The sequence below is a fragment of the Staphylococcus sp. 231237_7MaSpsaltlick genome, from assembly GCF_043107035.1.
In genome coordinates this window covers 202,029-226,196 of sequence record NZ_JBICNX010000007.1, presented here as the reverse complement: position 1 = coordinate 226,196, position 24,168 = coordinate 202,029, and the positions used below count along the sequence as shown (strand labels likewise).

The window sequence follows — 24,168 nt, the reverse complement described above, 5'->3', positions numbered from 1 at the left end:
CAATGAATGATGGATTTTATGAATTAATTTTACATGTTTAAACTTTATTCTATGATTGGGGGATTATTATATGGGGAAGACATTTACTGATAAAGTTGATGGTGTATTGCAATTGGAATCGGTTTTAAAAGAAATTGACGATATTTTTGCCAAAGTACAAAAGCAATACAAAATGTCAAAAGAAGAAATATTGATTCTTCTTACACTTTGGAAAGAAGGTTCAATGACTTTAAAGGAAATGGATGATTTTGTTCATATTAAGTCTTATAAACGTACAAGAACGTATAATGATTTAGTTGAAAAAACTTGGATCATTAAAGAAAGACCACAAAATGATGAACGTACAGTGATCATTCATTTCAACGAAGATTTAAAAGATCAACGGGAAAGTCTTTTAAACTTCTTTAAAGAAGAAATTGATGGCAAATCAACAAGTATTCAAAACAGTCTTAAATCTATCATTAATCTATAGGGAATAGTAAAGCCACAGTGCATAGGCACTGTGGCTTTATTTTATATAAAATAAATACTGTGATACATATATTATTTTGTATTTGCATATGTCTAGTTATTATCTTTTTTCGATTGCACAAATAAAAGGCGGATCATTTTGCTGATTTATAAATTGATATTGTAAAACGTGGGCTTTATTTTGGTTAAAGTTTTTCAAGTAATTTATTACAGCATCACGTTCAATTTTTCCTTCTTCATGACCAGGATAAATTACCAAAATAATGATACCTTCTGATGATAAAATATCAAATATAGCTTCGATAGCTGCAATAGTACTATTCGGTAGTGTAACAACCGATTTATCTCCTTTAGGAAGATAACCTAAATTAAATATTGCAGCATCTACCACGCCATGTGATTCAGCAGGTATATATTTCTTCACCTCGGAATGGCTTGCTTGATGAATTATTACATTGTTAAAATCTTTCGTTTTTTGCTGTGTATTTAGAATCGCTGCTTCTTGTATATCAAAAGCATGTACACAACCGTTTGTAACATGTTGTGCTAGAAATAGTGTATCATGTCCATTACCACATGTAGCATCGATTACGATACTCTCATCGTGAGTATGTTGTTTGATTAACGTCTTGGTAAAAGGAAGAATACGTTCTAATTTCATGATTTTACGGCGCTTTCGAAAAATTTACCTTGATAAGAACCTCTACGTGTCAGTTCGTTATCAATTTCATTTAATACTTCCCACTTATTGACACTCCACATCGGACCAACCATTAAGTCAATCGGGCCATCACCCGTAATACGATGTACAATCATTTCTTTTGGAATGATTTCTAATTGGTCACAAACTAAGTTTGTATATTCCTCTTGAGACATAAATTCAAGCATACCTTTGTCATATTGTTTGACCATCGGTGTACCTTTAAGTAAATGTAATAAGTGAATCTTAATACCTTGAACATCCATTTGTGCTACTTCTTTAGCTGTTTCCATCATCATATTATAATCTTCACCAGGTAAACCGTTGATGATATGTGTACAGATATTAATGTTATGCTTACGTAATTTAGCTATACCTTCATAATAAGTTTCCATATCATGCGCGCGATTAATTAAATCTGAAGTTTCTTGATGGATTGTTTGTAAACCTAATTCTACCCATAAATATGTACGTTCATTAAGTTCTGCTAAATACTCAACAACGTCATCAGGTAAACAGTCAGGACGTGTGCCTATAGATAGACCGACGACGCCTGGTTCTTTTAGTGCTGTTTCATATTTTTCTCGTAATACCTCTACGGGTGCGTGTGTATTAGTGAATGCTTGGAAATATGCGATATATTGTCCATCATGCCACTTTTCATGCATTCTATCTTTAATTTGTCTAAATTGTACTTCGATTGGATCCACACGATTTCCGGCAAAGTCACCACTGCCTGCTGCAGAGCAGAATGTGCAACCGCCATGCGCAACAGTACCATCTCTATTTGGACAATCGAAGCCACCATCAATTGCAACTTTAAATATCTTTTGACCAAATTTATTTTTCAAGTGATAATTCCATGTGTGATATCTCTTATTCTCGAATGCGTAAGGGAAAAATTGCCCCATATAACATTTTCCTTTCTAAATTCATTCTAGTTAAAGATTTTAACATATTTTAGTGATATAGTGTTTAGAGTAAAATGAGAAATTTAATTTTAGAAGGGAGCTTAATGTTATGAATATGCCTAAATCAGTATGGTGGTTAGTTATTGGTATGGCATTAAATATCACAGGCTCAAGTTTTTTATGGCCGTTAAATACAATTTATATGAATGAACAATTAGATAAAAGTTTGACTATGGCTGGGTTAGTGTTAATGATTAACTCTTTTGGAATGGTTATCGGTAATTTATTAGGTGGTAATTTATTTGATAAACTGGGTGGTTACCGGACAATTATGATTGGCACTGTCATTTGTCTGATGAGTACCACATTATTGAATTTCTTTCATGGTTGGCCATGGTATGCAGTATGGTTAGTGGCATTGGGATTTGGTGGTGGTATGATAATACCAGCTATTTATGCATTGGCTGGTGCCGTATGGCCTAATGGTGGCCGACAAACATTTAACGCAATTTATTTAGCTCAAAACTTAGGTGTGGCTATTGGTGCAGCTTCAGGTGGGTTTGTTGCAGAATTAAGTTTTAATTATATATTTATTGCCAATTTATTGATGTATATCACTTTTGCAATTGTTGCAGTTACCCAATTTAATATTAAACTAGATGTGAAAGTAAAATCGAATGATACGATGAGTTTGTTATCTAGGGAATACCGACCACAATTTATAGCACTATCGTTGCTGTGTGTCATGTTTAGTATTTGTTGGATAGCATATATTCAATGGGAAAGCACCATTGCTTCATTCACACAAGAAATAAATGTTTCTATGAGTCAATACAGTTTATTATGGACAGTAAATGGTATTATGATTTTAGTGGCTCAACCATTGATTTTACCGGTGATTAGATTGTTAAAAGGTAATTTAAAATATCAAATGCTTGTAGGTATAATTATATTTATACTGTCATTCTTTGTTACAAGCTTTGCTGAACAATTTTCTGTATTCATGGTCGGTATGATTATACTTACATTGGGTGAAATGTTTGTATGGCCAGCGGTACCGACTATCGCTAACCAACTTGCGCCTAATGGTAAAGAGGGGTCATTCCAAGGTTATGTTAATTCAGCTGCTACGGTAGGGAAAGCCTTTGGACCATTAATCGGCGGTGTAGTGGTTGATACATTTAATATGCAGGCTATGTTTTTAAGTATGATTTTCTTACTAGTGATAGCACTAATATTTTTAATGATTTATGATAGAAAATTATCAAAAGAAATTTAATAGTTAATATAACGGAATAAACTTTAGTTAGTAGTTAAAGTGATATTTTAAATAAAAATAATTATAATTAGCGTCCGAGGCATAAATAAATGTCTCGGACTTTGTGTGTTTAATTAATATTATAAACATGACACTTGAGCTTAGTCCCATGTGTAAGAATCACTAACTCAATAATCTCTAAAAGAGTTGAAGTAATCGTATAAGACCAGTTTTTTAAAATAAGGAACACCTGAGCCAAGGCTCATGTGTAAGAATCACTAACTCAATAAATTGAGAAGTGATTCTTTAGTTTTACCCTTGAAATAAAAGTCTTTTTCAAATATGATTAATAATGTATATGGAGTAGTAGCTTCAAGGTTTATCTACAGAGAGCTAGGGTTGGTGGAACTTAGCGTTAAACTAAAAGTGAACTTACCAGGACTTATAGATAAATGATGACATCTCTTACTATTTTATTAAAATGAGTGCACAGATAATGTGAAGTTGGGTGGTACCGCGGTGAAAATCGTCCCTATGTAATTCAATAATAGTTTGAGGTGTCTTTTTATTAATTAGGAGGAGAAGTAGTGAATTACAATCATAATGAAATCGAGAAAAAATGGCAGGATTACTGGGAAGAATATAAAACATTTAAAACAAGCGATAATTTAGGTCAAAAGAAATTTTACGCTTTAGATATGTTCCCTTATCCTTCTGGTGCGGGATTACATGTAGGGCATCCTGAAGGTTATACAGCCACAGACATAATATCTCGATACAAACGTATGCAAGGTTATAACGTCTTACATCCAATGGGATGGGATGCATTTGGTTTGCCTGCAGAACAATATGCTTTAGATACTGGTAATGACCCTCGAGAATTTACTAAAGAAAATATTCAAACTTTCAAACGCCAAATCAAAGAACTAGGTTTTAGTTATGATTGGGATAGAGAAGTAAATACAACTGATCCTGAATATTACAAATGGACACAATGGATTTTTATTCAACTTTATAATAAAGGGTTAGCTTATGTAGATGAGGTGGCAGTAAATTGGTGTCCAGCATTAGGCACAGTTCTTTCAAATGAAGAAGTAGTAGATGGTGTGTCAGAAAGAGGTGGACATCCAGTTTATAGAAGACCTATGAAGCAATGGGTATTAAAAATCACTGAATATGCTGATAGATTATTAGAAGATTTAGATGACTTAGACTGGCCGGAATCATTAAAAGATATGCAACGTAATTGGATCGGTCGTTCTGAAGGTGCGTCGGTTACATTTGAAGTTGCTAACTTGGATGAACAAATTGAAGTGTTTACAACACGTGCAGATACAATTTATGGTGCATCTTTCTTAGTTTTAAGTCCGGAACATGAGCTTGTAAATAAAATTACAACTGAGGATAAACTTGAAGCTATAGAGACTTATCAAAAAGAAGCTGCTAAAAAATCTGACTTAGAGCGGACTGGTTTAGCCAAAGAAAAATCAGGTGTATTTACAGGTGCTTATGCAATCAACCCATTGTCTGGAGAAGAAGTTCCTATTTGGATAGCTGACTATGTGTTATCTACTTATGGTACAGGTGCCGTAATGGCAGTCCCAAGTGGTGATCAACGTGATTATGAGTTCGCAAAAGCCTTTAATTTACCAATAATTGAAGTTATAGAAGGCGGGGATATGACTCAAGAAGCCTATACTGGTGATGGTCCTCATATCAACTCTGGAGAATTGAATGGTCTATATAATGATGCCGCAATCGAAAAAGCAGTTGAACTATTAGAAAATAAAAATGCTGGTAGTAGAAAAGTAAATTATAAGCTTAGAGACTGGTTGTTTAGTCGTCAAAGATACTGGGGTGAACCGATACCTGTCATTCATTGGGAAGATGGTTCAATGACAACTGTTCCAGAAGATGAACTACCATTGTTACTACCTGAAACAGATGAAATCAAACCATCAGGAACTGGAGAATCACCTCTTGCAAACATTGATGAATTTGTAAATGTTGTTGATGAAGCTACAGGCATGAAAGGTCGTCGTGAAACGAATACAATGCCACAATGGGCTGGTAGCTGTTGGTATTACCTAAGATATATTGATCCAAATAATGATAAAATGCTTGCCGATCCAGAAAAATTAAAGCATTGGCTACCAGTAGATTTATATATTGGTGGAGTAGAGCACGCAGTACTTCATTTATTATATGCTAGATTCTGGCATAAAGTGTTATTTGATTTAGGTGTCGTACCTACGAAAGAGCCTTTCCAAAAATTATATAACCAAGGTATGATTTTAGGGGAAGGAAATGAAAAAATGAGCAAATCCAAGGGTAATGTGATTAATCCCGATGATATTGTTCAATCACATGGTGCAGATACTTTACGCTTATACGAAATGTTCATGGGGCCACTTGATGCAGCAATCGCATGGAGTGAAAATGGCTTAGATGGTTCAAGACGTTTCTTAGATAGAATTTGGCGTTTATTAGTTACTGAAAATGATTTAATATCTAGTAAAGTGGTAAATAATAATAGTAAAGCTTTAGATAAGAGTTATCATCAAACTGTTAAAAAAGTTACAGAGGATTATAATTCTTTAAACTTTAACACTGCGATTAGTCAATTGATGGTATTTATCAATGATTGTTATAAAGCTGAGGAGATATATAAACCTTATATTGAAGGCTTTATTAAAATGTTGGCGCCAATTGCACCACACATATCAGAAGAATTATGGGCTCGTTTAGGACATGAAGAAACAATTACTTATCAACCATGGCCGTCTTATGATGAATCACTATTAGTTGATGATGAAATTGAGATTGTAATTCAAGTTAATGGAAAAGTGCGCGCTAAGGTTAACATGCCTAAAGACATCTCTAAAGAAGAGATGGAAGAAGTCGCTTTAGGGAATGAAAATGTTAAAGCTGAGATTACAGGTAAAGACATCAAGAAGATTATCGCAGTTCCTAAAAAGCTTGTTAATATTGTAGCTAAATAATTAATAGGAGGAATAACTATGGAATCAATTACAGTTGATGAATTAAAAAGTGAAATTTTAAGCGCTGATCCCGTCAATATCATTGACGTTAGAACAAATGAAGAAACAGCGACTGGGATTATCCCTGGTGCAAAAACAATTCCAATGAATGAAATACCAGAGAACCTTAACCAATTTAATGAAAATGATACTTATTATATTATCTGTAAAGTTGGTGGGAGAAGTGCGCAAGTTACTCAATATCTAGAACAAAACGGTATTAATGCAGTTAACGTTGAAGGTGGTATGGATGCTTGGGGAAACGAAGGTTTAGAACTGAAAAGTGTCTGATTTCACTAGAAAATAAATAATCATACGCGTGTCATTACAGATAATGATATGAGTATTCTGAATTAATTTATAATGTACTTCAAAGTATTTACTTTATTAAAGTGTCTACTTTGAAGTGCTTTTTTTATGTTAAATTTTTGGTAGGATATTCAATTTTTAAATGGGTGCGCTTGAATACTTTAGAATTGTATGTAGATTGAGAGGCGATATAATAAGAAACAGCCCAACACATCAATATATGTAAATTGAGCTGTTTAAGTATTTGTAAAAAATTATAGATTATATAATTTGTGAAAGTTTAAAAATATTGTGTGATTACGAAAATAAATTTCTTTCTAAGATTTAAATTTAAGTTGATTGGGTCGTGAGCGCGAATTCACTTGCATTGGAACCTGCAACGTGTCCAGTAACCAATGCACTAGTGATGTTATAGCCACCAGTATAACCATGAATATCTAACACTTCACCGCATAAAAATAAGCCAGGTATAATTTTGGACATCATTGTTTTAGGCTGTAATTCTTTTAGTGAAACACCACCACCGGTTACGAATGCTTTTTCAATAGATAATGTACCATTGACGTAAAAAGTAAATCCTTTTAATAACGTTACAATATTATTGATTTGTACATTGGAAATGTGGTGCGCAGTTAAATCATCAGCGATGTCAGACTGTTCGATAATAAATAATAAATAACGTTCTTCAATTAACCCATGTAAACTGTTCTTGATGTACTTATCTGGTGTATTTTCAAGTAAACTTCGGATTTTTAGTTCTAATTCATTTTTCGTTAATTCTGGAAAAGCATCAATTTGCATTTGTATTTCTTGTTGTTTTTGGTTTTTTTGTTCCTTATAAACGAATTGACTACATCTCAATGCAGCAGGGCCGCTGACACCAAAATGTGTGAACAGCATATCCATTTGATGTGTGATTCTCGTTTTTCCATTCTTTTTTAATACTGAAAGTGCGACATCTTTTAGGCTTAATCCTTTTAGACGTTTGTTTTTAATAAAAGGCTCAGCAGAAGTAATCGGTACTTCAGTAGGAAATAATTCAGTGATGGAATGACCTAATTGTTCAGCGAATTTATACCCGTCTCCAGTAGAACCGGTTTGAGGCACACTAGTACCACCTGTTGCAATAACCAAGCTTTGGCTTTCAAAAGATTGGTGATCGTTAAGTAATACGTGGAAAGTTTGATTCTCAGTGTATGTAATCGAAGCAACAGTTGCCTCTTCTTTAACTTCTACATTGTTTTGTTGTAAGGTTTTGATAAGTGCATCTACGACGTCTTGAGCTTTGTTAGAAACAGGAAACATACGTCCATGATCTTCTTCTTTTAAAGATACGCCTCTAGACTCAAAGAAATGAATGATTGATTCATTATCAAAAACTGAGAAAGGGCTATATAAAAATTTTCCATTCCCAGGAATATTTTTTATAATTTCATCATAAGGAAGACGGTTGGTTACATTGCAACGACCACCACCAGAAATTTTTAATTTACGGCCTAGTCCTTTTTTCTTTTCAATCAATAAAACGCTGTCGCTTGATTTACTCGCTGCAGCAGCTGCCATAAGGCCACTTGGACCACCGCCGACGATAATTGTTTGATACATTTCATTGCCTCCCTTTACTAAATAGTGTTATTTTATAGTTTATAGTAATATAGTTTTGAAAAAAAGTGGTTATAACGTTATTATTGAAGTTACGAGTGTAAAAATTTAATTTGAGATAGGAAGATCTGAATGAGTGAAAGTAAAGAATTAGTTAGGGGTACCTTTTTAATCACCCTTAGTATATTGATTACTAAAGTCTTGGGTGTATTATATATTATTCCATTCTACGCCATTATTGGTGGGGAAGAAAAATTGGCACCTTTTAACTATGCATATACGCCTTATAATATTGCCATTGCAGTTGCGACTGCTGGTGTACCATTAGCGGCGTCTAAATATGTGTCTAAGTATAATGCTTTAGGTGCATATAAAGTAAGTGAAAAGTTGTATAAATCCAGTTTTATTGTTATGACCATTACAGGATTTATAGGATTTTTCATTTTATATTTATTAGCACCAAGTATAGCGAGCATCACGTTAGCTCACGAATCAGGAGCTAAAGGTGGTTGGTCAGTCGATGACATTACTTGGATTATTAGAATTATCAGTATGGTCGTAATATTTATTCCATTACTCGCTACATGGCGTGGTGTGTTTCAAGGTTATAAATCAATGGGCCCAACAGCAGTATCAGAAGTTATAGAACAAATTGCACGTATCTTGTTTATTCTAATTGGAAGTTATTTAGTGCTTAATGTCTTTAACGGTAGTGTATTACAAGCTAATGGTATAGCAACGTTTGCTGCAGCAATAGGTGCCGTAGCTGGTATCTTCACATTATGGTACTACTGGAGAAAAAGAAAACCAAATATTGAAAAAATGGTTGCAACAGATGTTTCAGGCATAAGCGTTTCTTATGGCAAAATGTATAAAGAAATTATTTCATATAGTATTCCATTTGTTATTGTTAGCTTGAACTTCCCATTATTTAATTTAGTTGACCAATTTACACATAATGGTGCTTTAGATTTAGCAGGTGTACCGAGTCAATTACATGACTATTTCTTTACTATTTTAAATATGACAACCAATAAAATAGTGATGATTCCAACGTCACTATCAGCTGGTTTTGCAGTAAGTTTAATTCCATTTATTACAAAGACATACGAATCTGGTGAGTTAAGTGAAATGCATAGACAAATTAGAACTTCTTTAGGTGTATTAATGTATATTACAGTACCAGCGAGTTTAGGAATTATGGCTTTGGCTTTACCATTATATACTGTGTTCTATAGTTATAATGTTGATGGAAGTCAGTTATTATTCTATTATGCACCAGTTGCTATTTTAATTGGATTGTTAAGTGTGACAGCGTCCATGCTACAAGGTATTGATAAACAAAAACTGACTGTATTTGTAATTTTATCAGCAGTTGTTTTAAAAGTTGTGCTAAACACACCCCTCATCATGGCTTTCCATACAGCTGGAGCAATTTTAAGTACAGCAATTGCGTTACTGTTTGCTGTTTTATGTAATTTTTATATACTTAAAAAATATGCAAAATTCGATTTTTCAGAGACATGGTTACATTTTAGTAAAATATTCTTATTCGGTTTAATCATGATGATTGTAGTTGAATTATCTTCATTTATATTACAAATGTTAATCTCACCAGAATCTAAAATAGGTTCATTAATTATTTTAATTATTAGCGTGGTAATTGGTATGGTTGTTTACGGAAGTATCACCATGAAGACGAAACTGGCTGATCAATTTTTAGGTGAAATACCAAATAAGCTTAGACGTAAATTAGGTATTATTAAATGAGATTAGACAAGTTTTTAGCGAACATGGGTGTTGGCACACGTACCGAAGTAAAACAATTATTAAAAAAGAAACAAGTAACTTTGAATGATAATGTAGAAACATCACCTAAAAAGCAATTGGATCCAAATATTGATGTTGTAAAAGTAAATCAAACGCACATTCATTATATCGACAAGGTATATTTAATGTTAAATAAGCCTAAAGGCTACATTTCAGCAACTGAAGACGACCATCAACAAACTGTGATTGATTTAGTTGATGAATATAGATATTTAAATGTTTTTCCGGTGGGACGTTTGGATAAAGATACAGAAGGTCTTTTATTAATTACAAACGATGGGCAATTCAATCATGAATTAATGAGCCCCACAAAGCATGTTCCTAAAACCTATGAAGTGATTTCTAAAAAAAATATTACCAAAAATGATATAAATGCATTTAAAGTGGGTATTGAATTAAATGAGGGATTGGCAAAACCAGCGGAATTAGTGAAAAGTGATGAAATGTATAAATCATTTGTTACAATTCATGAAGGACGTTATCATCAAGTTAAGCGTATGTTTCATGCAATAAATAATGAAGTTTTAGAATTGAAACGTCTTAGCATTGGCGATCTTCATCTTGATTTAACTTTAGCACCAGGAGAGTATCGTCAATTAAATGAGCAAGATTTTAAAAGTTTAGGATTAAAATAAAGAAGAGGTGTAGTTATTATGTCAAAATTATTTAAAGCAATCGTAGGCATCGGTGGGGCAGCTGCAGCCGTTGTTCTCTCTAAAAAAGAAAATAGAGATAGACTAAAAGATGAGTATAGTAAATATAAATCTAACCCAGAGTCTTATAAACAAAATGCCAAAGACATCGCAAGTCAAATAAGTTCTAAAGCTGGTGAAACATATAGTGAAGTAAAACAAGATCCTAAAGGATATGCTTCAAAAGTTAAGCAAGATCCTAAAGGTTTCATCAATGAACAAAAAGATCGCTTCAAAAATGTTAGTGAAAATGAAGAAGAACATATTGAAGAAGCGAGATTTACCGACGAAGGCGCTGCTGATCCATCAAATAACCTACGCGTTGTAACAGAAGAAGAACTAAAAAATAACAATAACAAACATGATGAAAAATAAAGTTTAAACTGTATTTAAATGTATAGGTGAGTTATGAAAATCTTAGGCTGTGAAAAGTCAAAGTGATCAAACACCTTAAATAGTTAATCAGCCTATAGGGGGCGAGAATAAGAAATCAAATTCAACATTTTGGTTTCTGGCTCGCTCTCTTTTTATATTAATACAGACTTTTCATACGGTTATCTATAGCGTTTAAACTGTTATAACTCAAATCATAACAGTTAGTTTTTTGAATTATTAGACACATCTCACTGTAGTTTCTTCATTACTTCATGTAAAATATTAAATATATTAGTTATAAGAAGGAAGTTGATTGCAAATGTGGAGAGATAAAGTAAAAGCGTATGAAGGTCAAATTATTGAAGACTTGAAAGGACTTTTATCTATCGAAAGTGTAAGAGAAGATGATAAGGCATCTTCAGAGAATCCTGTTGGGCCTGGGCCACGCAAAGCTCTAGATTATATGTACCAAATTGCAGAACGTGACGGATTTGGAACACATGATGTTGACCATATTGCTGGACGAATTGAAGCGGGTAAAGGTGAGGATCTTTTCGGTATCTTGTGTCACGTAGATGTTGTACCTGCTGGCGATGGATGGGATTCAGAACCATTTAATCCAGTAGTCACTGAGGACAAAATTGTAGCTCGTGGTACTTTGGATGACAAAGGCCCAACAATTGCGGCTTATTATGCAGTCAAAATTTTAAATGAAATGAATGTAAATTGGAAGAAACGTATACATATCATCATCGGCACGGATGAAGAGTCTGATTGGAAATGTACAGATCGTTATTTCGAAACAGAGGAAATGCCAGTGTTAGGTTTCGCTCCAGATGCTGAATTTCCAGCTATTCACGGAGAAAAAGGTATCAGCACATTTGACGTGATTCAAAACGAAAAAGCTGAAGATCAAGATGAACCTGAATACGAATTACGTTCATTTAAGTCTGGTGAAAGATATAATATGGTCCCAGACGAAGCAGTAGCACATGTTGCTGTTAAAGAAAATATGACCGATGTCATTCAAAACTTTGAACAATACTTAAATGAAAAGCAAGTCGAGGGTGAAAGTGTTGTTGATAGTGGTGTATTAGTCCTTAAAGTGTATGGTAAAGCAGTACATGGCATGGACCCATCTATTGGCGTAAATGCAGGATTATATTTACTGAATTTCTTATCTAATTTAGACTTAGATAAAACAGCGACTAATTTTGTAGAATTTAGTAATAAATACTTATTTGAATCTCATTTTGGAGAAAAAATGGGTATGAAGTTCCATACAGATGTAATGGGAGATGTTACTACTAATATCGGCGTAATTACTTATGATAATCAAAAAGCTGGATCATTTGGTATCAACTTAAGATATCCAGAAGGCTTCGAATTTGAAGAAGCACTGACGAGATTCAAGAGTGAAATAAATCCATTAGGTTTTTCAATTAAATTAGGTAAGAACCAAACACCGCATTATGTGGAAAAAGATGATCCATTTGTACAAAGTTTAGTAGAAGCATATAGAAACCAAACTGGTGATCAAACTGAACCATATACAATAGGCGGCGGTACTTACGCGCGTAATTTAGATAAAGGTGTCGCATTTGGTGCAATGTTTAGTGATTCTGAAGATTTAATGCATCAAAAAAATGAGTATATTACTAAAAAACAATTATTTAATGCGACAAGCATTTACTTGGAGTCATTATATAAATTGTGTGTGGAGGAATAAATATGACAAAAGTTCTGATAAATGAAAAACTTGTTGATGAACAAGATGCTAATGTACCGTACAATGATAGAGGTTACGTCTTTGGCGATGGTATCTATGAATATATAAGGGTTTATAATAATAATGTTTTCACAGCTAGAGAACATTTTGAAAGATTATTACGCAGTGCTAAAGAGATTGGTTTGGAACTAAAATATAATGTAGACGAATTGACAGAACTAATTCAAGAATTATTATCTACAAACAGCATCGTTAATGGCGGTGTTTATATCCAGGTAACTCGTGGAGCTGCGCCTCGTGACCATGCGTTCCCTACACCATCAGTAGAAGCGAATATCATGGCGTTTACGAAGTCTTATGACCGTCCATACAAACTACTTGAAGAAGGTATAAATGCTATTACAACTGAAGACATCCGTTGGTTAAGATGCGATATTAAAAGTTTGAATTTATTAGGAAATGTATTAGCAAAAGAATATGCTACAAAATATAATGCTCAAGAAGCTATTCAACATCGTGGTGACATTGTCACAGAAGGTTCTTCGAGTAACGTCTATGCGATAAAAGACGGCGAGATTTACACACATCCAGTAAATAATTATATATTAAATGGTATAACACGTATGGTTATTAAATCAGTTGCTGAGGATAAAGGTATACCTTTTAATGAAGAAGTATTTACTTTAGATTTCTTAAAAGGTGCAGATGAAATTATTGTGTCTAGTACATCAATAGAAGTCATGCCTGTTGTTAAACTGGATGGTGAAAATGTAGGTGACGGTAAAGTAGGTAGTATTACGAAATCGTTGCAAGAAGGATTTAATAGATACATTGACACACATAGTTAATATTTTCCATAAATGGATATAAAATGTCACATAAATTATGTTGAAATTATGTTATAATGCTAACTGAGCCGTTTAAGAGATTTCAATATAAAATTGAAAGTAAAATGTATCTTTTTGTTTCTCATTTTTGGTTGAAATTCAACCTCAAACATTATAAAATCTTTTATGAGTCTTGAAATCGACCGTAAGAAATTCATAAAAAAAAGATATAGAAATATTAAAATAGTACTTTGTTTGAGATTGATTTATGGTATGATGTAAAAGTTACTATAATTTGAAAATCAGTACTGTTGCTAAATAACTTAACTTGAACCACATGGGACATTGTGTCAGTCATAAAACTTGAGGCGACATAAATTTGGGTTGAAGTTTAAAATACTGTAATAGAAAATGATTATATATGGCTCTCGAAATTTGTTTTCTTGAGCCATTTTCTAATTGAAAGTGAGGTGAACGTGTTGGAGCAGTTTTATCAATTGGGATGGACGCTTGATTCAGCAGGCGGTGCATCTGGTGAAGCGTATATGGCTGAACAGGATGGGCAAAAGCTATTCCTAAAAAGAAATTCAAACCCATTTATTGCGGCATTATCAGCCGAAGGTATTGTGCCGAAATTAGTGTGGACAAAACGCATAGAAACCGGTGAAGTGGTAACGGCGCAGCATTGGAAAAATGGTAGAGAACTTACTTTCAACGAAATGCATGAACAACGAGTAGCAAATTTATTGAAAAAGATTCATAGTTCTAAAACATTACTTAATATGTTAAAACGTATGGAAATGGAACCAATTACTCCTGATATTTTATTAAACAAGATTAACGCTTCTTTATCACGAGAAGTTTTAACGCATCATGTTGTTAGAAAAGCTTTAACTTATCTTGAAGACCATATGCCGAACTTGGATCCTCGTTTCTTTACAGTAGTTCACGGCGACGTTAATCATAACAACTGGCTATTGTCTGACCACGATGAATTATATCTTGTTGATTGGGAAGGTGCGATGATTGCTGATCCGGCGATTGATTTAGGTATGCTGCTATACAATTACGTTCCAGAGAAGATATGGCCTCAATGGTTAAACGTTTATGGCACTAAAGATTCAATGGATTTACAAAAACGTATGAAATGGTACACAGTGGTACAATCTATTGGTATGGTACAGTGGTATGAAGAACAAAAACGTTATAAAGATATGAATATGTGGCTTAAATTTTTAAATGAAGTCATGAATAATAATGCATTTATATAAGGAGTTATCAAAATGAGAATGCGCTACAAGCCATGGGCTGAAGACTACTTAAAAAAGGAACCAAATTTAGTGGATCTCGACGGTAGTCATGCAGGGCAAATCAGTGATTGGTTTGATAAGGATCAACCGATTTACATTGAAATAGGTTCAGGGATGGGACAGTTTATAACCACACTTGCTGCACAAAATCCTGAAATCAATTTTATTTCTATGGAACGGGAAAAAAATGTAATGGTTAAAGTTCTAGACAAAGTATTGGACCAGGGTTTAACTAATATCAAACTCATTTGTAATGATGCGATAGAACTCAATGAATATTTTAAAGATGAGGAAATTTCTCGCATCTATTTAAATTTTTCCGATCCATGGCCAAAGAAAAGGCATACTAAACGTCGCTTGACTTATCATACTTATTTAGCTTTGTATAAACAAGTATTAAAGGAAGATGGAGAACTTCATTTTAAAACTGATAATCGAGGACTGTTTGCATATAGTTTAGAAAGTATGTCACAATTTGGTATGTATTTCACCAAAATTAATTTGAATTTACATCAAGAAGATGATGAAACTAATATAGAGACAGAATATGAAAGAAAATTCTCTGACAAAGGTTCTAGAATTTATCGCATGGAAGCAAAATTCCATTAAGTTAATATAATGATTCCAATTGATAGGGCAAAGCCTTATCAATTTTTTTTGACTTTATATCGTAATTTTACATTATAAAACGAAAAAAGAGCATAACATGTTCGATAGTGCATTATTTTACGTAATAGATTGTTTGTATTAATATAAAAGATAATGAGTAACTAAGGCTAACTGGATACTGAGGAGGAATTGGTTTATGAAATTAGGACGTTTTAGCGTACATTATTTAAACGGCGGTATTACAAATATTGATGGAGGAGCGATGTTTGGTGTCGTACCACGAGCTTTATGGATAAGAAAATATGAAGTGAATAATAAGAATCAAATTCCTTTACCTACACATCCAATATTAGTACAAACTGATGATAAAAATGTCATCATAGACACTGGTATAGGTTTTGGTAAGTTGACAGATAAAGAACGTAGAAATTTCGGTGCAGAATATGAAAGTCACATCAATGAGGATTTAGAAGCATTAGATATGACGACGAAGGATATCGATTATGTGTTAATGACGCATATGCATTTTGATCATGCTGCAGGTTTAACTGATAATGAAGGGCATGCGATTTTTGAAAATGCTATCCATATTATTCAACAAGACGAGTGGCATGAATTTCAAAGTCCAAACTTGAGAAGCAAATCAACTTATTGGAAGAAAAATAACGGTGATTTCCAGCAGAAATTATTATTGTTTGATAGAGAAATGGAAGTTTTGCCAGGTATTAAGATTATGCATACTGGAGGACATAGCTTTGGTCATTCTATTATTACGATAGAGAGTGAGGGTGAAAAAGCTATTCACATGGGAGACATATTTCCGACAATTGCACATAGAAACCCATTGTGGGTAACAGCTTATGACGATTATCCTATGCAATCAATAAGAGAGAAAGAACGCTTAATTCCGAATTATATTTTAGATGATTACTGGTTCTTATATTATCATGATGTGAATTATTTTGCAGTGAAATTTGATAAGCAGAGTATGACAGACATTGAGACATTTATTTCTAGAAATTAAAAAGGGTTAAAGTTATGAATTTAAGTTTCAGAGTTAAAACATGATTTAAGAAATATTCGTGTATATTTCTTGAGCATAACCCGTTTTAAATCTTCGACTTCAATTATGTATATAGTTTTTGTGATATGAAACAATCTTAGCGCATCTCTAATAGATGACTTGAATGCTCCTACTATATACATCTTAAGTTCATAACTTTAACCTTCTATCATTCACATTCAATAATATTAATGATTTCTCCACTATTTGCATCGACAAAAAAATCATATGAAGCAAGTGAACCATTGTGTTGGGTAGTAATACCCCCTTGAAAAACAAGTGTAGTATCACTAGTATTTTTATAAGTAATTGGTTCATGCAATATGTATGAGCCTATAACATTCATAAAATAAGTTCTAACTTCAGAAATGATTTTTTCTGGATCTTGATGCTGTTGATGCTTGCGGCGAGTATAAAAATAAATAGATCCGACAATAGTTGTCAGCGTAATAAATAAGATGATGAACCTATTTTTTTTATTCAACATAACACAATCTACCCCCAATAAAGTCATAATTATAGTTTACCATAATGAAGATGATATAATAAATCTTAAGGAGTGAGACACGTTGGATATAAACAATAATAAAACATTAACAAGAATGAAAATATTAACAGAATTACATGGTGCCCCTGGTTTCGAAGATGATGTAAAATCGTATATGGAATCAGAAATGTCACCTTTTGTAGATGAATTTATTTATAATCGAATGGGTGGCTTTTACGGAGTGAAACGCTCTAAAAATCCTAATGCTAAACGTATAATGGTTGCTGCTCACATGGATGAAATTGGTTTTATGGTGACTAATATAACTAGTAACGGTATGATACAGTTTACCAATTTAGGTGGTGTTGCCAATGATATTTGGCAAGGACAAAAACTTAAAGTAAAGTCACGTCATGGGGAAGAAATTAGTGGTATTGTTGCAAATATACCTAAGCACTTTAGATCCGGCAATGAAGGTGCTCCTAAAATTGAAGATTTGTTGTTAGATATTGGTTGTGAAAATTCTGAAGAAGTAGCGCAACGGGGTATTGAAATCGGTGATAGTATTGTACCTGATACTGCATTTACACAATTGTCTGAATATCGTTATGCTAGTAAAGCTTGGGATAATCGTTATGGTTGTTTACTTGGTATCGAATTATTAGAATTACTAAAAGATGTAGAATTAGATTTTGATTTGTATGTAGGTGCTAACGTACAAGAAGAAGTAGGACTACGAGGTGCAAGAGCATCTGCTGAACTCATTGATCCTGATGTTGCCTTTGTTGTCGATTGTTCTCCGGCAAACGATATGAAAGGAAAACAAAATTTATCAGGTGAATTAGGAGAAGGTACTTTAATTAGAATTAAAGATGGCACAATGTTATTAAAGCCAACATTTAGAGATTATTTACTTTCACTTGCTAAAGAATTTGGCATAACTCACCAATATTATGTTTCGCCAGGTGGCACAGACGGCGGGGAAATTCATAAAGCTAAAATCGGTATACCTACAGCAGTAATTGGAGTTTGTGCACGATATATCCATAGTACAAATGCAGTGTTTGATATTAGAGATTATGAAGCTGCAAGAAAATTATTAGTAGAGAGTATAACGCATTTAAATCAAGAAAAAATTGAAATATTACAATATAAATAATATAGGAGTGTTAAGATGAAACATTTAGAAAGTGAACAACAATTTGAACAATTAAAAAATGAAAAAACTGTATTTTTATTTACTGCAGACTGGTGTCCTGACTGTAAAGTTATTGAACCAGAACTCCCTCAAATAGAAGAGAAATTCACTGAATACAAATTTATATCAGTAGATAGAGACAAATTTATTGATTTATGCGTTGAGCATGGCATTATGGGTATACCAAGTTTTCTTGTGTTTAGTGCTGGTCAACAAATTGGCAGTTATATTGGTAAAGAGCGTAAATCAATTGAACAAATTGATGCATTTTTATCTTCGTTATAAGTCGATTCATTTTGTAAAGAAACCAAGATCAATTTATAAAAATATATACCCTTAGAACTTACATTTTTTCTGTTCCTAAGGGTACTTTTATTGTAAACTAGAACAAGGCACGTTAATAGGAGTGTTAAACATGAATGTCTTTCAAATGAGAGATAAATTAAAAAATCGATTGAACCATTTAGACGTTAAATTTAATTTTAATCGTGATGAAGAAACATTACGTATATCTAGAGTAGATAATGATAAAGGCGTTACTGTTAAACTTTCTCCGATTGTAGCTAAATATAAATCTCAAAAAGAAAAAATAGTTGATGAAATCGTCTATTATGTGGAAGAAGCTGTAGCACAAATGAATGATGCGGCATTATCTAATACTGATGACATTAAAGTAATGCCAGTATTAAGATCGCCAAGCTTTGATAAAAAGGACAAAAGTGGAAACGCATTTGTTATAGATGAACATACTGCAGAAACTAATATATACTATGCGATGGATTTAGGTAAGTCTTACCGTCTAATTGATGAAACAACACTACAACAAATGAATCTCACTAAACAACAATTAAAAGAGATGGCGTTATTTAACGTAAGAAAATTAAAAAATAAATATACGACTGATGAAGTAAAAGGTAATATATTCTATTTTGTTAATACTAATGATGGTTATGATGCTAGTAGAGTATTAAACACTTCATTTTTAAATAATATACAAAAACAATGTGAAGGTGAAATGTTAGTAGCGGTGCCACACCAAGATGTATTAATCATAGCTGATATAAGAAATAAAACAGGTTATGATGTGATGGCACATTTAACTATGGAGTTTTTCACAAATGGTTTAGTGCCCATTACTTCACTATCTTTAGGGTATGATAAAGGACATTTTGAACCTATTTTTATCTTAGGTAAAAATAATAAACAAAAAAGAGATCCAAATGTAATACAAAGATTAGAAGCTACAAGAAAACAATACGAAAATAAAGATAAGAAGTAAGGAGCAAATTTTAATGAATCTTTTTTATAATAAACAAGCAGTAGGCGATGTAGCATTTTTACAAATAGAGCCTGCTAATGGTGAATTTAATTATGAATATAAAGGCGATGTCGTCGAAATACAACATGAAAATAAAGTTGTAGGATTCAATATATTTAACGCATCACAAAAATCATCTATAGATGGCAACGGCCACATTAAATTAAATGAAACTTTAGTAAATGAATTACAAACTGCTATTGAAGAAGCCGGATTCACTTATAAGTTAGATGCTGATTTTTCACCTAAATTTGTAGTAGGTTATGTTGAGACAAAAGAAAAGCATCCAGATGCTGATAAATTAAGTGTATTGAGTGTTGATGTTGCTACTGAAAAATTACAAATTGTTTGTGGTGCAGCTAATATTGAAGCAGGACAAAAAGTTGTTGTAGCAAAAGTTGGAGCTGTTATGCCTAGCGGTATGGTAATAAAAGATGCTGAACTTAGAGGCGTTGCCTCAAGTGGCATGATATGTTCAATGAAAGAGTTAGATTTACCAAACGCACTACAAGAAAAAGGTATTATGGTCTTAACTGATGATTACACAGTAGGGCAAGCATTTTTTGAAGAATAAAAGGGGGTAATGTGCGTATGAGCTGGTTCGACAAGTTATTTGGAGAAGATAATGACTCAAGTGAAGATTATCTTAATAAAAGAAGCCAACGACGTCAAAAAGCTACACAACAAGAAGACCAAGATTCATTACTTCCTCAGAACAATGATGTTTATGAAAGACCAAAAGGAAAGTTTAGATTTCCAATGCGTATTTTGGAAGAAGCAAATGAAACGAATGACGTAAACAACGATACAACTGAAGACAATTCGAATAATAAAGTTAACTATAATCATATTTATCGCAAGAATGACGACAATATAAGTGTTAACCACAAGCAAAGAAGACGTAGACATATGTATGAAAATGACGTTTCTAATAATGTTGATTCACAACATATAGAACAAAATCACACACGTGACGAAACAGCTTTTGATTCAAAAAGTGAACATAGAAGTCACAAAGGTAAAAGAATGAGAATTCAGACGGATGTTTTACGCGCTAACGCGACTTCAAAACATAAATCTAATACACCTAGTTATCATCAAAGTGATTTTAAAGCGAGTGAGGTGCCTTCTGCGATTTTTGGTACAAAAAAACCTAGTCCATTAGTTAATGGTGTTATAAAACAAGATCAGGAAGGTGAAGAGGATTCAAACGACGATAAAGATAATTCGAAATTTGAAAATACTATGCAAAGTGATGCTCAAAATTTGAGTTCAGATGATACTACGTATTATAACGATCAATATGTCGTTGATCCTAGTGAAAACAATAATGCTGTGACATCTTCATCAACTATTGAACAAACAGAAGATAGTGAAGGGGAAGAAGAACAGTCACCAAACAATTCGTTTGAGTCAACAGACGTCTCCAAACAAGAACCTCTTGCTAAGAGTGCTAAAATTGATAATACAATTAATATAGAAAATAGATATGCTTCACAAATTGTTGAAGAAATACGTCGTGAACGTGAAAGAAAAGTGCTTCAAAAGCGCCAATTTAAAAAAGCGTTACAACAAAAACGTCATGAACATCAAGAGAAGCAAGAAGATAGTATACAAAAAGCAATCGATGAAATGTATGCTAAACAAGCTCAAAACTACATAGGTGAAAGCTCATTAGATGCTGAAGATCAAACGGCAAATGCTACTGAAGTTGATTCGGAAGCATCAATTCAAGACGCTTCAAATCCTAACGTTACGCAAAATACATCTAACGATAAACAAGAAGACGAGATAGACTCAACATATAATTATGAAGAAATTAATTTAGATAATATTCGTGATATACATACAATCAATGACGAGTATGTAAATGTTGATTCTGAAACACAAACTGAAAAAAGCGCTACAGAATCTCACGAAATAATTGACGATGTATCAGAAGATACAAATGATGATATATCTCAAGACATAGCTAATACACCTGGGGATACATCTCCAGATGAATTAGTTAACTCACAATCTAACGAAAAGCTAAATGATGAAACTTCTGAAATGCAATCAGAAACAGAAGAAAGTCAAATTGCAGAAAGTGTAGATTATGACATAGCTGATGCGTATTACAGAGAGTTAACAGATAGTGATACGAGTGAATTAACTTCAATAAATAATGAGACCTTACATTCAAATGAAGATAATACAAATGAAAACGTAGAAACATCACAGGTTTCTGAATCTGCAGAAATGTTAAATGATACCTTCGAATCTTCTAGTTCATCTTTATCAGTTGAAGGTAATAGTGAAGACTCAAATCTATCTCATTCCGAAGAAAATACAATAGATGATATAGATGTTAGCCATTCAGAAGTAGCTCAAGACAATAAAGATATTTCACAAGATAAAGATTTAAATGAACAAGAAATTAATGATAGAGTAGATTCAAAAGTTGATACTGGTAAAGCAACACATCGTGACCAGTCAACTCAAGCCAAATCAGCTAAAAAGAAAGGGAGTAAACCTTTCAACGTAGTCATGACGCCTTCAGATAAAAAACGTATGCTAGACGCAAGAAAATCACAAAATCAAAACCAAGTTAGTTCAAATATTGAACATGCAACAAACAATAACGTTTCTGAACCTACGACAGAGCAACAGAAAGGTCATACGATTTCTTCAGAACGTCAAAATCAAGCTATGACAACTGAGTCAGATAATGTTCAACACAGTACTTCAAAAAATGATTTAAATAATACATCAGACATTGAAGTTGAAACATTCTCAGATGAAACGCCGACGAATACAACAGAAAATAATTATGCTGAAGCTGAAACGACTACTAGTAATAATCAAAAATCTGGTAAGTCAGATTTTTCCATAGATAACAATGTTGTTAGTAATCATCAGCCAGTTAATCCAAACGAGCACTCTGAACAATCTGTTCAAGAACCATTACTAAAATCAGAGCCTACTTCACAGCTAGGTGGTACAAAAACATCAAAAGAGGATGAAAATAAGCCAACTATACGTCGAGGGCCCAATATTAAATTACCGAGTGTGGAATTATTAGAAGCACCTAAACAACATGAAGTAGATAAGTCTTGGATAGAGGATAAAAAACAAGAATTAAATGAAGCTTTCTATTATTTCAATGTGCCAGCAGAGGTGCAGAATGTAACAGAAGGCCCAAGTGTAACGCGTTTTGAATTATCCGTTGAAAAAGGTGTGAAAGTTTCAAGAATTACTGCTTTACAAGATGATATTAAGATGGCGTTAGCTGCGAAAGATATTCGTATTGAAGCACCAATAGCCGGCACGAGCTTAGTAGGTATAGAAGTACCGAACCAAAATTCGACAACAGTAAATTTACGTTCAATAATTGAAGAGCCTGCATTTAAAAATTCAGAATCTAAATTAACTGTAGCTATGGGTCTTAGAATTAACAATGAGCCATTATTAATGGATATATCCAAAACACCACACGCTTTAATAGCCGGTGCTACAGGTTCTGGTAAATCAGTATGTATAAATAGTATCTTAATGTCTTTATTATATAAAAATCATCCAGAAGAATTAAAATTACTTTTAATCGATCCAAAAATGGTTGAATTGGCTCCATATAATGATTTACCACATTTAGTTTCACCAGTTATTACAGATGTAAAAGCAGCTACACAAAGTTTGAAATGGGCTGTTGAAGAGATGGAAAGACGCTATAAAGTCTTTGCTAAATATCATGTAAGAAATATTACTGCCTTTAATAAGAAAGCAACATATGAGGATAGAATGCCAAAAATTGTTATAGTTATAGATGAGTTAGCTGATTTAATGATGATGGCACCACAAGAAGTCGAGCAATCGATTGCTCGTATAGCACAAAAAGCACGTGCTTGTGGCATCCATATGTTAGTTGCAACGCAAAGACCATCAGTTAATGTAATAACAGGTTTAATCAAAGCAAATATTCCAACAAGAGTTGCATTCATGGTATCATCAAGCGTTGATTCTCGTACTATTCTAGATAGTGGTGGTGCGGAACGTTTACTAGGATATGGTGATATGCTTTATCTAGGTAGTGGGATGAACAAACCAATTCGTGTTCAAGGTACCTTTGTATCTGATGAAGAAATTGATGATGTTGTTGATTTTATTAAAGAACAAAGAGAGCCAGAATATTTATTTGAAGAAAAAGAATTATTGAAAAAAACTGAAAGTCAACCTCAAGACGATTTATTCGATGATGTGTGTCAATTTATGTTGAATGAGGGACATATCTCAACTTCATTAATACAACGACATTTCCAAATTGGTTACAACCGTGCAGCCAGAATAGTTGATCAATTAGAACAGCTAGGTTATGTTTCGGGAGCTAATGGTTCAAAACCAAGAGATGTATACATTACAGAATCAGATTTAAATGAGAATTAATATAGAGATAAAGGAG

General features: G+C 33.1%; 21 protein-coding genes. 17 read left to right on the top strand and 4 right to left on the bottom strand.

Annotated features, from left to right (window positions below):
• The first annotated feature begins 70 nt into the window (after positions 1 to 70).
• Positions 71 to 472 carry a transcriptional regulator, SarA/Rot family gene (locus ACF91D_RS15510; RefSeq protein WP_039067042.1) on the top strand — a complete coding sequence of 134 codons (402 nt, stop codon included), beginning with the start codon at positions 71 to 73 and terminating at the stop codon, positions 470 to 472.
• A 99-nt stretch (positions 473 to 571) separates the two neighbouring features.
• On the opposite strand, the gene mnmM is transcribed toward ACF91D_RS15510, so the two are convergent.
• A complete protein-coding gene (mnmM, locus tag ACF91D_RS15505) occupies positions 572 to 1,132 on the bottom strand; it encodes a tRNA 5-(aminomethyl)-2-thiouridylate-methyltransferase MnmM (protein WP_119586248.1) in 561 nt (186 codons plus the stop codon).
• Entirely contained in the window at positions 1,129 to 2,082 is a 954-nt protein-coding gene (mnmL, locus tag ACF91D_RS15500; protein ID WP_039067044.1) for a tRNA modification radical SAM protein MnmL/YtqA, read from the bottom strand. Before mnmL ends, mnmM begins: the two co-directional genes overlap by 4 nt.
• A 109-nt stretch (positions 2,083 to 2,191) precedes the next feature.
• Between mnmL and ACF91D_RS15495 the strand changes: the two genes are divergently transcribed.
• From ACF91D_RS15495 to ACF91D_RS15485, 3 genes are all read left to right on the top strand, one after another.
• A complete protein-coding gene (locus ACF91D_RS15495; RefSeq protein WP_069792230.1) occupies positions 2,192 to 3,361 on the top strand; it encodes an MDR family MFS transporter in 1,170 nt (389 codons plus the stop codon).
• A gap of 566 nt (positions 3,362 to 3,927) precedes the next feature.
• Positions 3,928 to 6,342, top strand: a complete 2,415-nt coding sequence (gene leuS, locus ACF91D_RS15490; RefSeq protein WP_069792229.1) for a leucine--tRNA ligase — start codon at positions 3,928 to 3,930, stop codon at positions 6,340 to 6,342.
• 18 nt (positions 6,343 to 6,360) lie between these two features.
• A complete protein-coding gene (locus tag ACF91D_RS15485; RefSeq protein WP_327620554.1) occupies positions 6,361 to 6,672 on the top strand; it encodes a rhodanese-like domain-containing protein in 312 nt (103 codons plus the stop codon).
• A 348-nt stretch (positions 6,673 to 7,020) separates the two neighbouring features.
• Here the strand turns inward: ACF91D_RS15485 and ACF91D_RS15480 are convergent, their stop codons facing one another.
• Positions 7,021 to 8,295, bottom strand: a complete 1,275-nt coding sequence (locus ACF91D_RS15480; RefSeq protein ID WP_327620555.1) for a BaiN/RdsA family NAD(P)/FAD-dependent oxidoreductase — start codon at positions 8,293 to 8,295, stop codon at positions 7,021 to 7,023.
• Between the two features lie 129 nt (positions 8,296 to 8,424).
• Here ACF91D_RS15480 and ACF91D_RS15475 point away from each other — a divergent pair, with 129 nt between their 5' ends.
• The 8 genes from ACF91D_RS15475 to ACF91D_RS15440 all read left to right on the top strand — a co-directional run bounded on the left by ACF91D_RS15475 (position 8,425) and on the right by ACF91D_RS15440 (position 16,688).
• Positions 8,425 to 10,062, top strand: a complete 1,638-nt coding sequence (locus ACF91D_RS15475) for a putative polysaccharide biosynthesis protein (RefSeq protein ID WP_039067052.1) — start codon at positions 8,425 to 8,427, stop codon at positions 10,060 to 10,062.
• Entirely contained in the window at positions 10,059 to 10,757 is a 699-nt protein-coding gene (locus ACF91D_RS15470) for a pseudouridine synthase (RefSeq protein WP_069792227.1), read from the top strand. The genes ACF91D_RS15475 and ACF91D_RS15470 overlap by 4 nt, the downstream gene beginning before the upstream one ends.
• A gap of 18 nt (positions 10,758 to 10,775) precedes the next feature.
• Entirely contained in the window at positions 10,776 to 11,189 is a 414-nt protein-coding gene (locus ACF91D_RS15465) for a YtxH domain-containing protein (protein ID WP_039067054.1), read from the top strand.
• A 319-nt stretch (positions 11,190 to 11,508) separates the two neighbouring features.
• A complete protein-coding gene (gene pepV / locus ACF91D_RS15460) occupies positions 11,509 to 12,918 on the top strand; it encodes a dipeptidase PepV (protein ID WP_119585787.1) in 1,410 nt (469 codons plus the stop codon).
• Positions 12,919 to 12,920: 2 nt separating this feature from the next.
• A complete protein-coding gene (dat, locus tag ACF91D_RS15455) occupies positions 12,921 to 13,766 on the top strand; it encodes a D-amino-acid transaminase (RefSeq protein WP_039067056.1) in 846 nt (281 codons plus the stop codon).
• A 458-nt stretch (positions 13,767 to 14,224) separates the two neighbouring features.
• A complete protein-coding gene (locus ACF91D_RS15450) occupies positions 14,225 to 15,016 on the top strand; it encodes a phosphotransferase family protein (protein ID WP_039067057.1) in 792 nt (263 codons plus the stop codon).
• Positions 15,017 to 15,028: 12 nt separating this feature from the next.
• Positions 15,029 to 15,664 (top strand): tRNA (guanosine(46)-N7)-methyltransferase TrmB, encoded by a 636-nt coding sequence (trmB, locus tag ACF91D_RS15445; RefSeq protein WP_039067059.1) that lies wholly within the window; start codon positions 15,029 to 15,031, stop codon positions 15,662 to 15,664.
• A gap of 196 nt (positions 15,665 to 15,860) precedes the next feature.
• Positions 15,861 to 16,688: a YtnP family quorum-quenching lactonase gene (locus ACF91D_RS15440; protein WP_039067060.1), complete on the top strand. Its 828-nt coding sequence runs from the start codon at positions 15,861 to 15,863 to the stop codon at positions 16,686 to 16,688.
• Between the two features lie 208 nt (positions 16,689 to 16,896).
• Here ACF91D_RS15440 and ACF91D_RS15435 read toward each other — a convergent pair whose 3' ends face one another.
• Positions 16,897 to 17,214: a PepSY domain-containing protein gene (locus ACF91D_RS15435; protein WP_039067062.1), complete on the bottom strand. Its 318-nt coding sequence runs from the start codon at positions 17,212 to 17,214 to the stop codon at positions 16,897 to 16,899.
• A 115-nt stretch (positions 17,215 to 17,329) separates the two neighbouring features.
• Between ACF91D_RS15435 and ACF91D_RS15430 the strand changes: the two genes are divergently transcribed.
• From ACF91D_RS15430 to ACF91D_RS15410, 5 genes are all read left to right on the top strand, one after another.
• Entirely contained in the window at positions 17,330 to 18,373 is a 1,044-nt protein-coding gene (locus ACF91D_RS15430) for a M42 family metallopeptidase (protein WP_392437348.1), read from the top strand.
• A gap of 15 nt (positions 18,374 to 18,388) precedes the next feature.
• Entirely contained in the window at positions 18,389 to 18,697 is a 309-nt protein-coding gene (locus ACF91D_RS15425; protein WP_069792223.1) for a thioredoxin family protein, read from the top strand.
• 130 nt (positions 18,698 to 18,827) lie between these two features.
• Positions 18,828 to 19,691: a DUF1444 domain-containing protein gene (locus tag ACF91D_RS15420; RefSeq protein WP_107548846.1), complete on the top strand. Its 864-nt coding sequence runs from the start codon at positions 18,828 to 18,830 to the stop codon at positions 19,689 to 19,691.
• 13 nt (positions 19,692 to 19,704) lie between these two features.
• The gene (ytpR, locus tag ACF91D_RS15415) at positions 19,705 to 20,304 is read left to right on the top strand and encodes a YtpR family tRNA-binding protein (protein WP_107548847.1); all 600 of its coding nucleotides are present in this window, start codon (positions 19,705 to 19,707) and stop codon (positions 20,302 to 20,304) included.
• A gap of 17 nt (positions 20,305 to 20,321) precedes the next feature.
• On the top strand, positions 20,322 to 24,152 hold the full coding sequence (locus ACF91D_RS15410) for a DNA translocase FtsK (RefSeq protein ID WP_327620557.1): 3,831 nt from the start codon (positions 20,322 to 20,324) through the stop codon (positions 24,150 to 24,152).
• The last annotated feature ends 16 nt before the right edge of the window (positions 24,153 to 24,168 follow it).

Bases quoted from the DNA above. Each gene is read 5' to 3' on its own strand.
- ACF91D_RS15420 (WP_107548846.1), top strand. From the start codon at position 18,828: ATGAATGTCTTTCAAATGAGAGATAAATTAAAAAATCGATTGAACCAT.
- ACF91D_RS15425 (WP_069792223.1), top strand. From the start codon at position 18,389: ATGAAACATTTAGAAAGTGAACAACAATTTGAACAATTAAAAAATGAA.
- ACF91D_RS15430 (WP_392437348.1), top strand. From the start codon at position 17,330: ATGAAAATATTAACAGAATTACATGGTGCCCCTGGTTTCGAAGATGAT.
- ACF91D_RS15410 (WP_327620557.1), top strand. From the start codon at position 20,322: ATGAGCTGGTTCGACAAGTTATTTGGAGAAGATAATGACTCAAGTGAA.
- trmB (WP_039067059.1), top strand. From the start codon at position 15,029: ATGAGAATGCGCTACAAGCCATGGGCTGAAGACTACTTAAAAAAGGAA.
- ACF91D_RS15440 (WP_039067060.1), top strand. From the start codon at position 15,861: ATGAAATTAGGACGTTTTAGCGTACATTATTTAAACGGCGGTATTACA.
- mnmL (WP_039067044.1), bottom strand. From the start codon at position 2,082: ATGGGGCAATTTTTCCCTTACGCATTCGAGAATAAGAGATATCACACA.
- ACF91D_RS15465 (WP_039067054.1), top strand. From the start codon at position 10,776: ATGTCAAAATTATTTAAAGCAATCGTAGGCATCGGTGGGGCAGCTGCA.
- ACF91D_RS15435 (WP_039067062.1), bottom strand. From the start codon at position 17,214: ATGTTGAATAAAAAAAATAGGTTCATCATCTTATTTATTACGCTGACA.
- ACF91D_RS15495 (WP_069792230.1), top strand. From the start codon at position 2,192: ATGAATATGCCTAAATCAGTATGGTGGTTAGTTATTGGTATGGCATTA.
- ACF91D_RS15475 (WP_039067052.1), top strand. From the start codon at position 8,425: ATGAGTGAAAGTAAAGAATTAGTTAGGGGTACCTTTTTAATCACCCTT.
- ACF91D_RS15485 (WP_327620554.1), top strand. From the start codon at position 6,361: ATGGAATCAATTACAGTTGATGAATTAAAAAGTGAAATTTTAAGCGCT.
- ytpR (WP_107548847.1), top strand. From the start codon at position 19,705: ATGAATCTTTTTTATAATAAACAAGCAGTAGGCGATGTAGCATTTTTA.
- mnmM (WP_119586248.1), bottom strand. From the start codon at position 1,132: ATGAAATTAGAACGTATTCTTCCTTTTACCAAGACGTTAATCAAACAA.
- pepV (WP_119585787.1), top strand. From the start codon at position 11,509: ATGTGGAGAGATAAAGTAAAAGCGTATGAAGGTCAAATTATTGAAGAC.
- ACF91D_RS15510 (WP_039067042.1), top strand. From the start codon at position 71: ATGGGGAAGACATTTACTGATAAAGTTGATGGTGTATTGCAATTGGAA.
- ACF91D_RS15470 (WP_069792227.1), top strand. From the start codon at position 10,059: ATGAGATTAGACAAGTTTTTAGCGAACATGGGTGTTGGCACACGTACC.
- ACF91D_RS15480 (WP_327620555.1), bottom strand. From the start codon at position 8,295: ATGTATCAAACAATTATCGTCGGCGGTGGTCCAAGTGGCCTTATGGCA.
- dat (WP_039067056.1), top strand. From the start codon at position 12,921: ATGACAAAAGTTCTGATAAATGAAAAACTTGTTGATGAACAAGATGCT.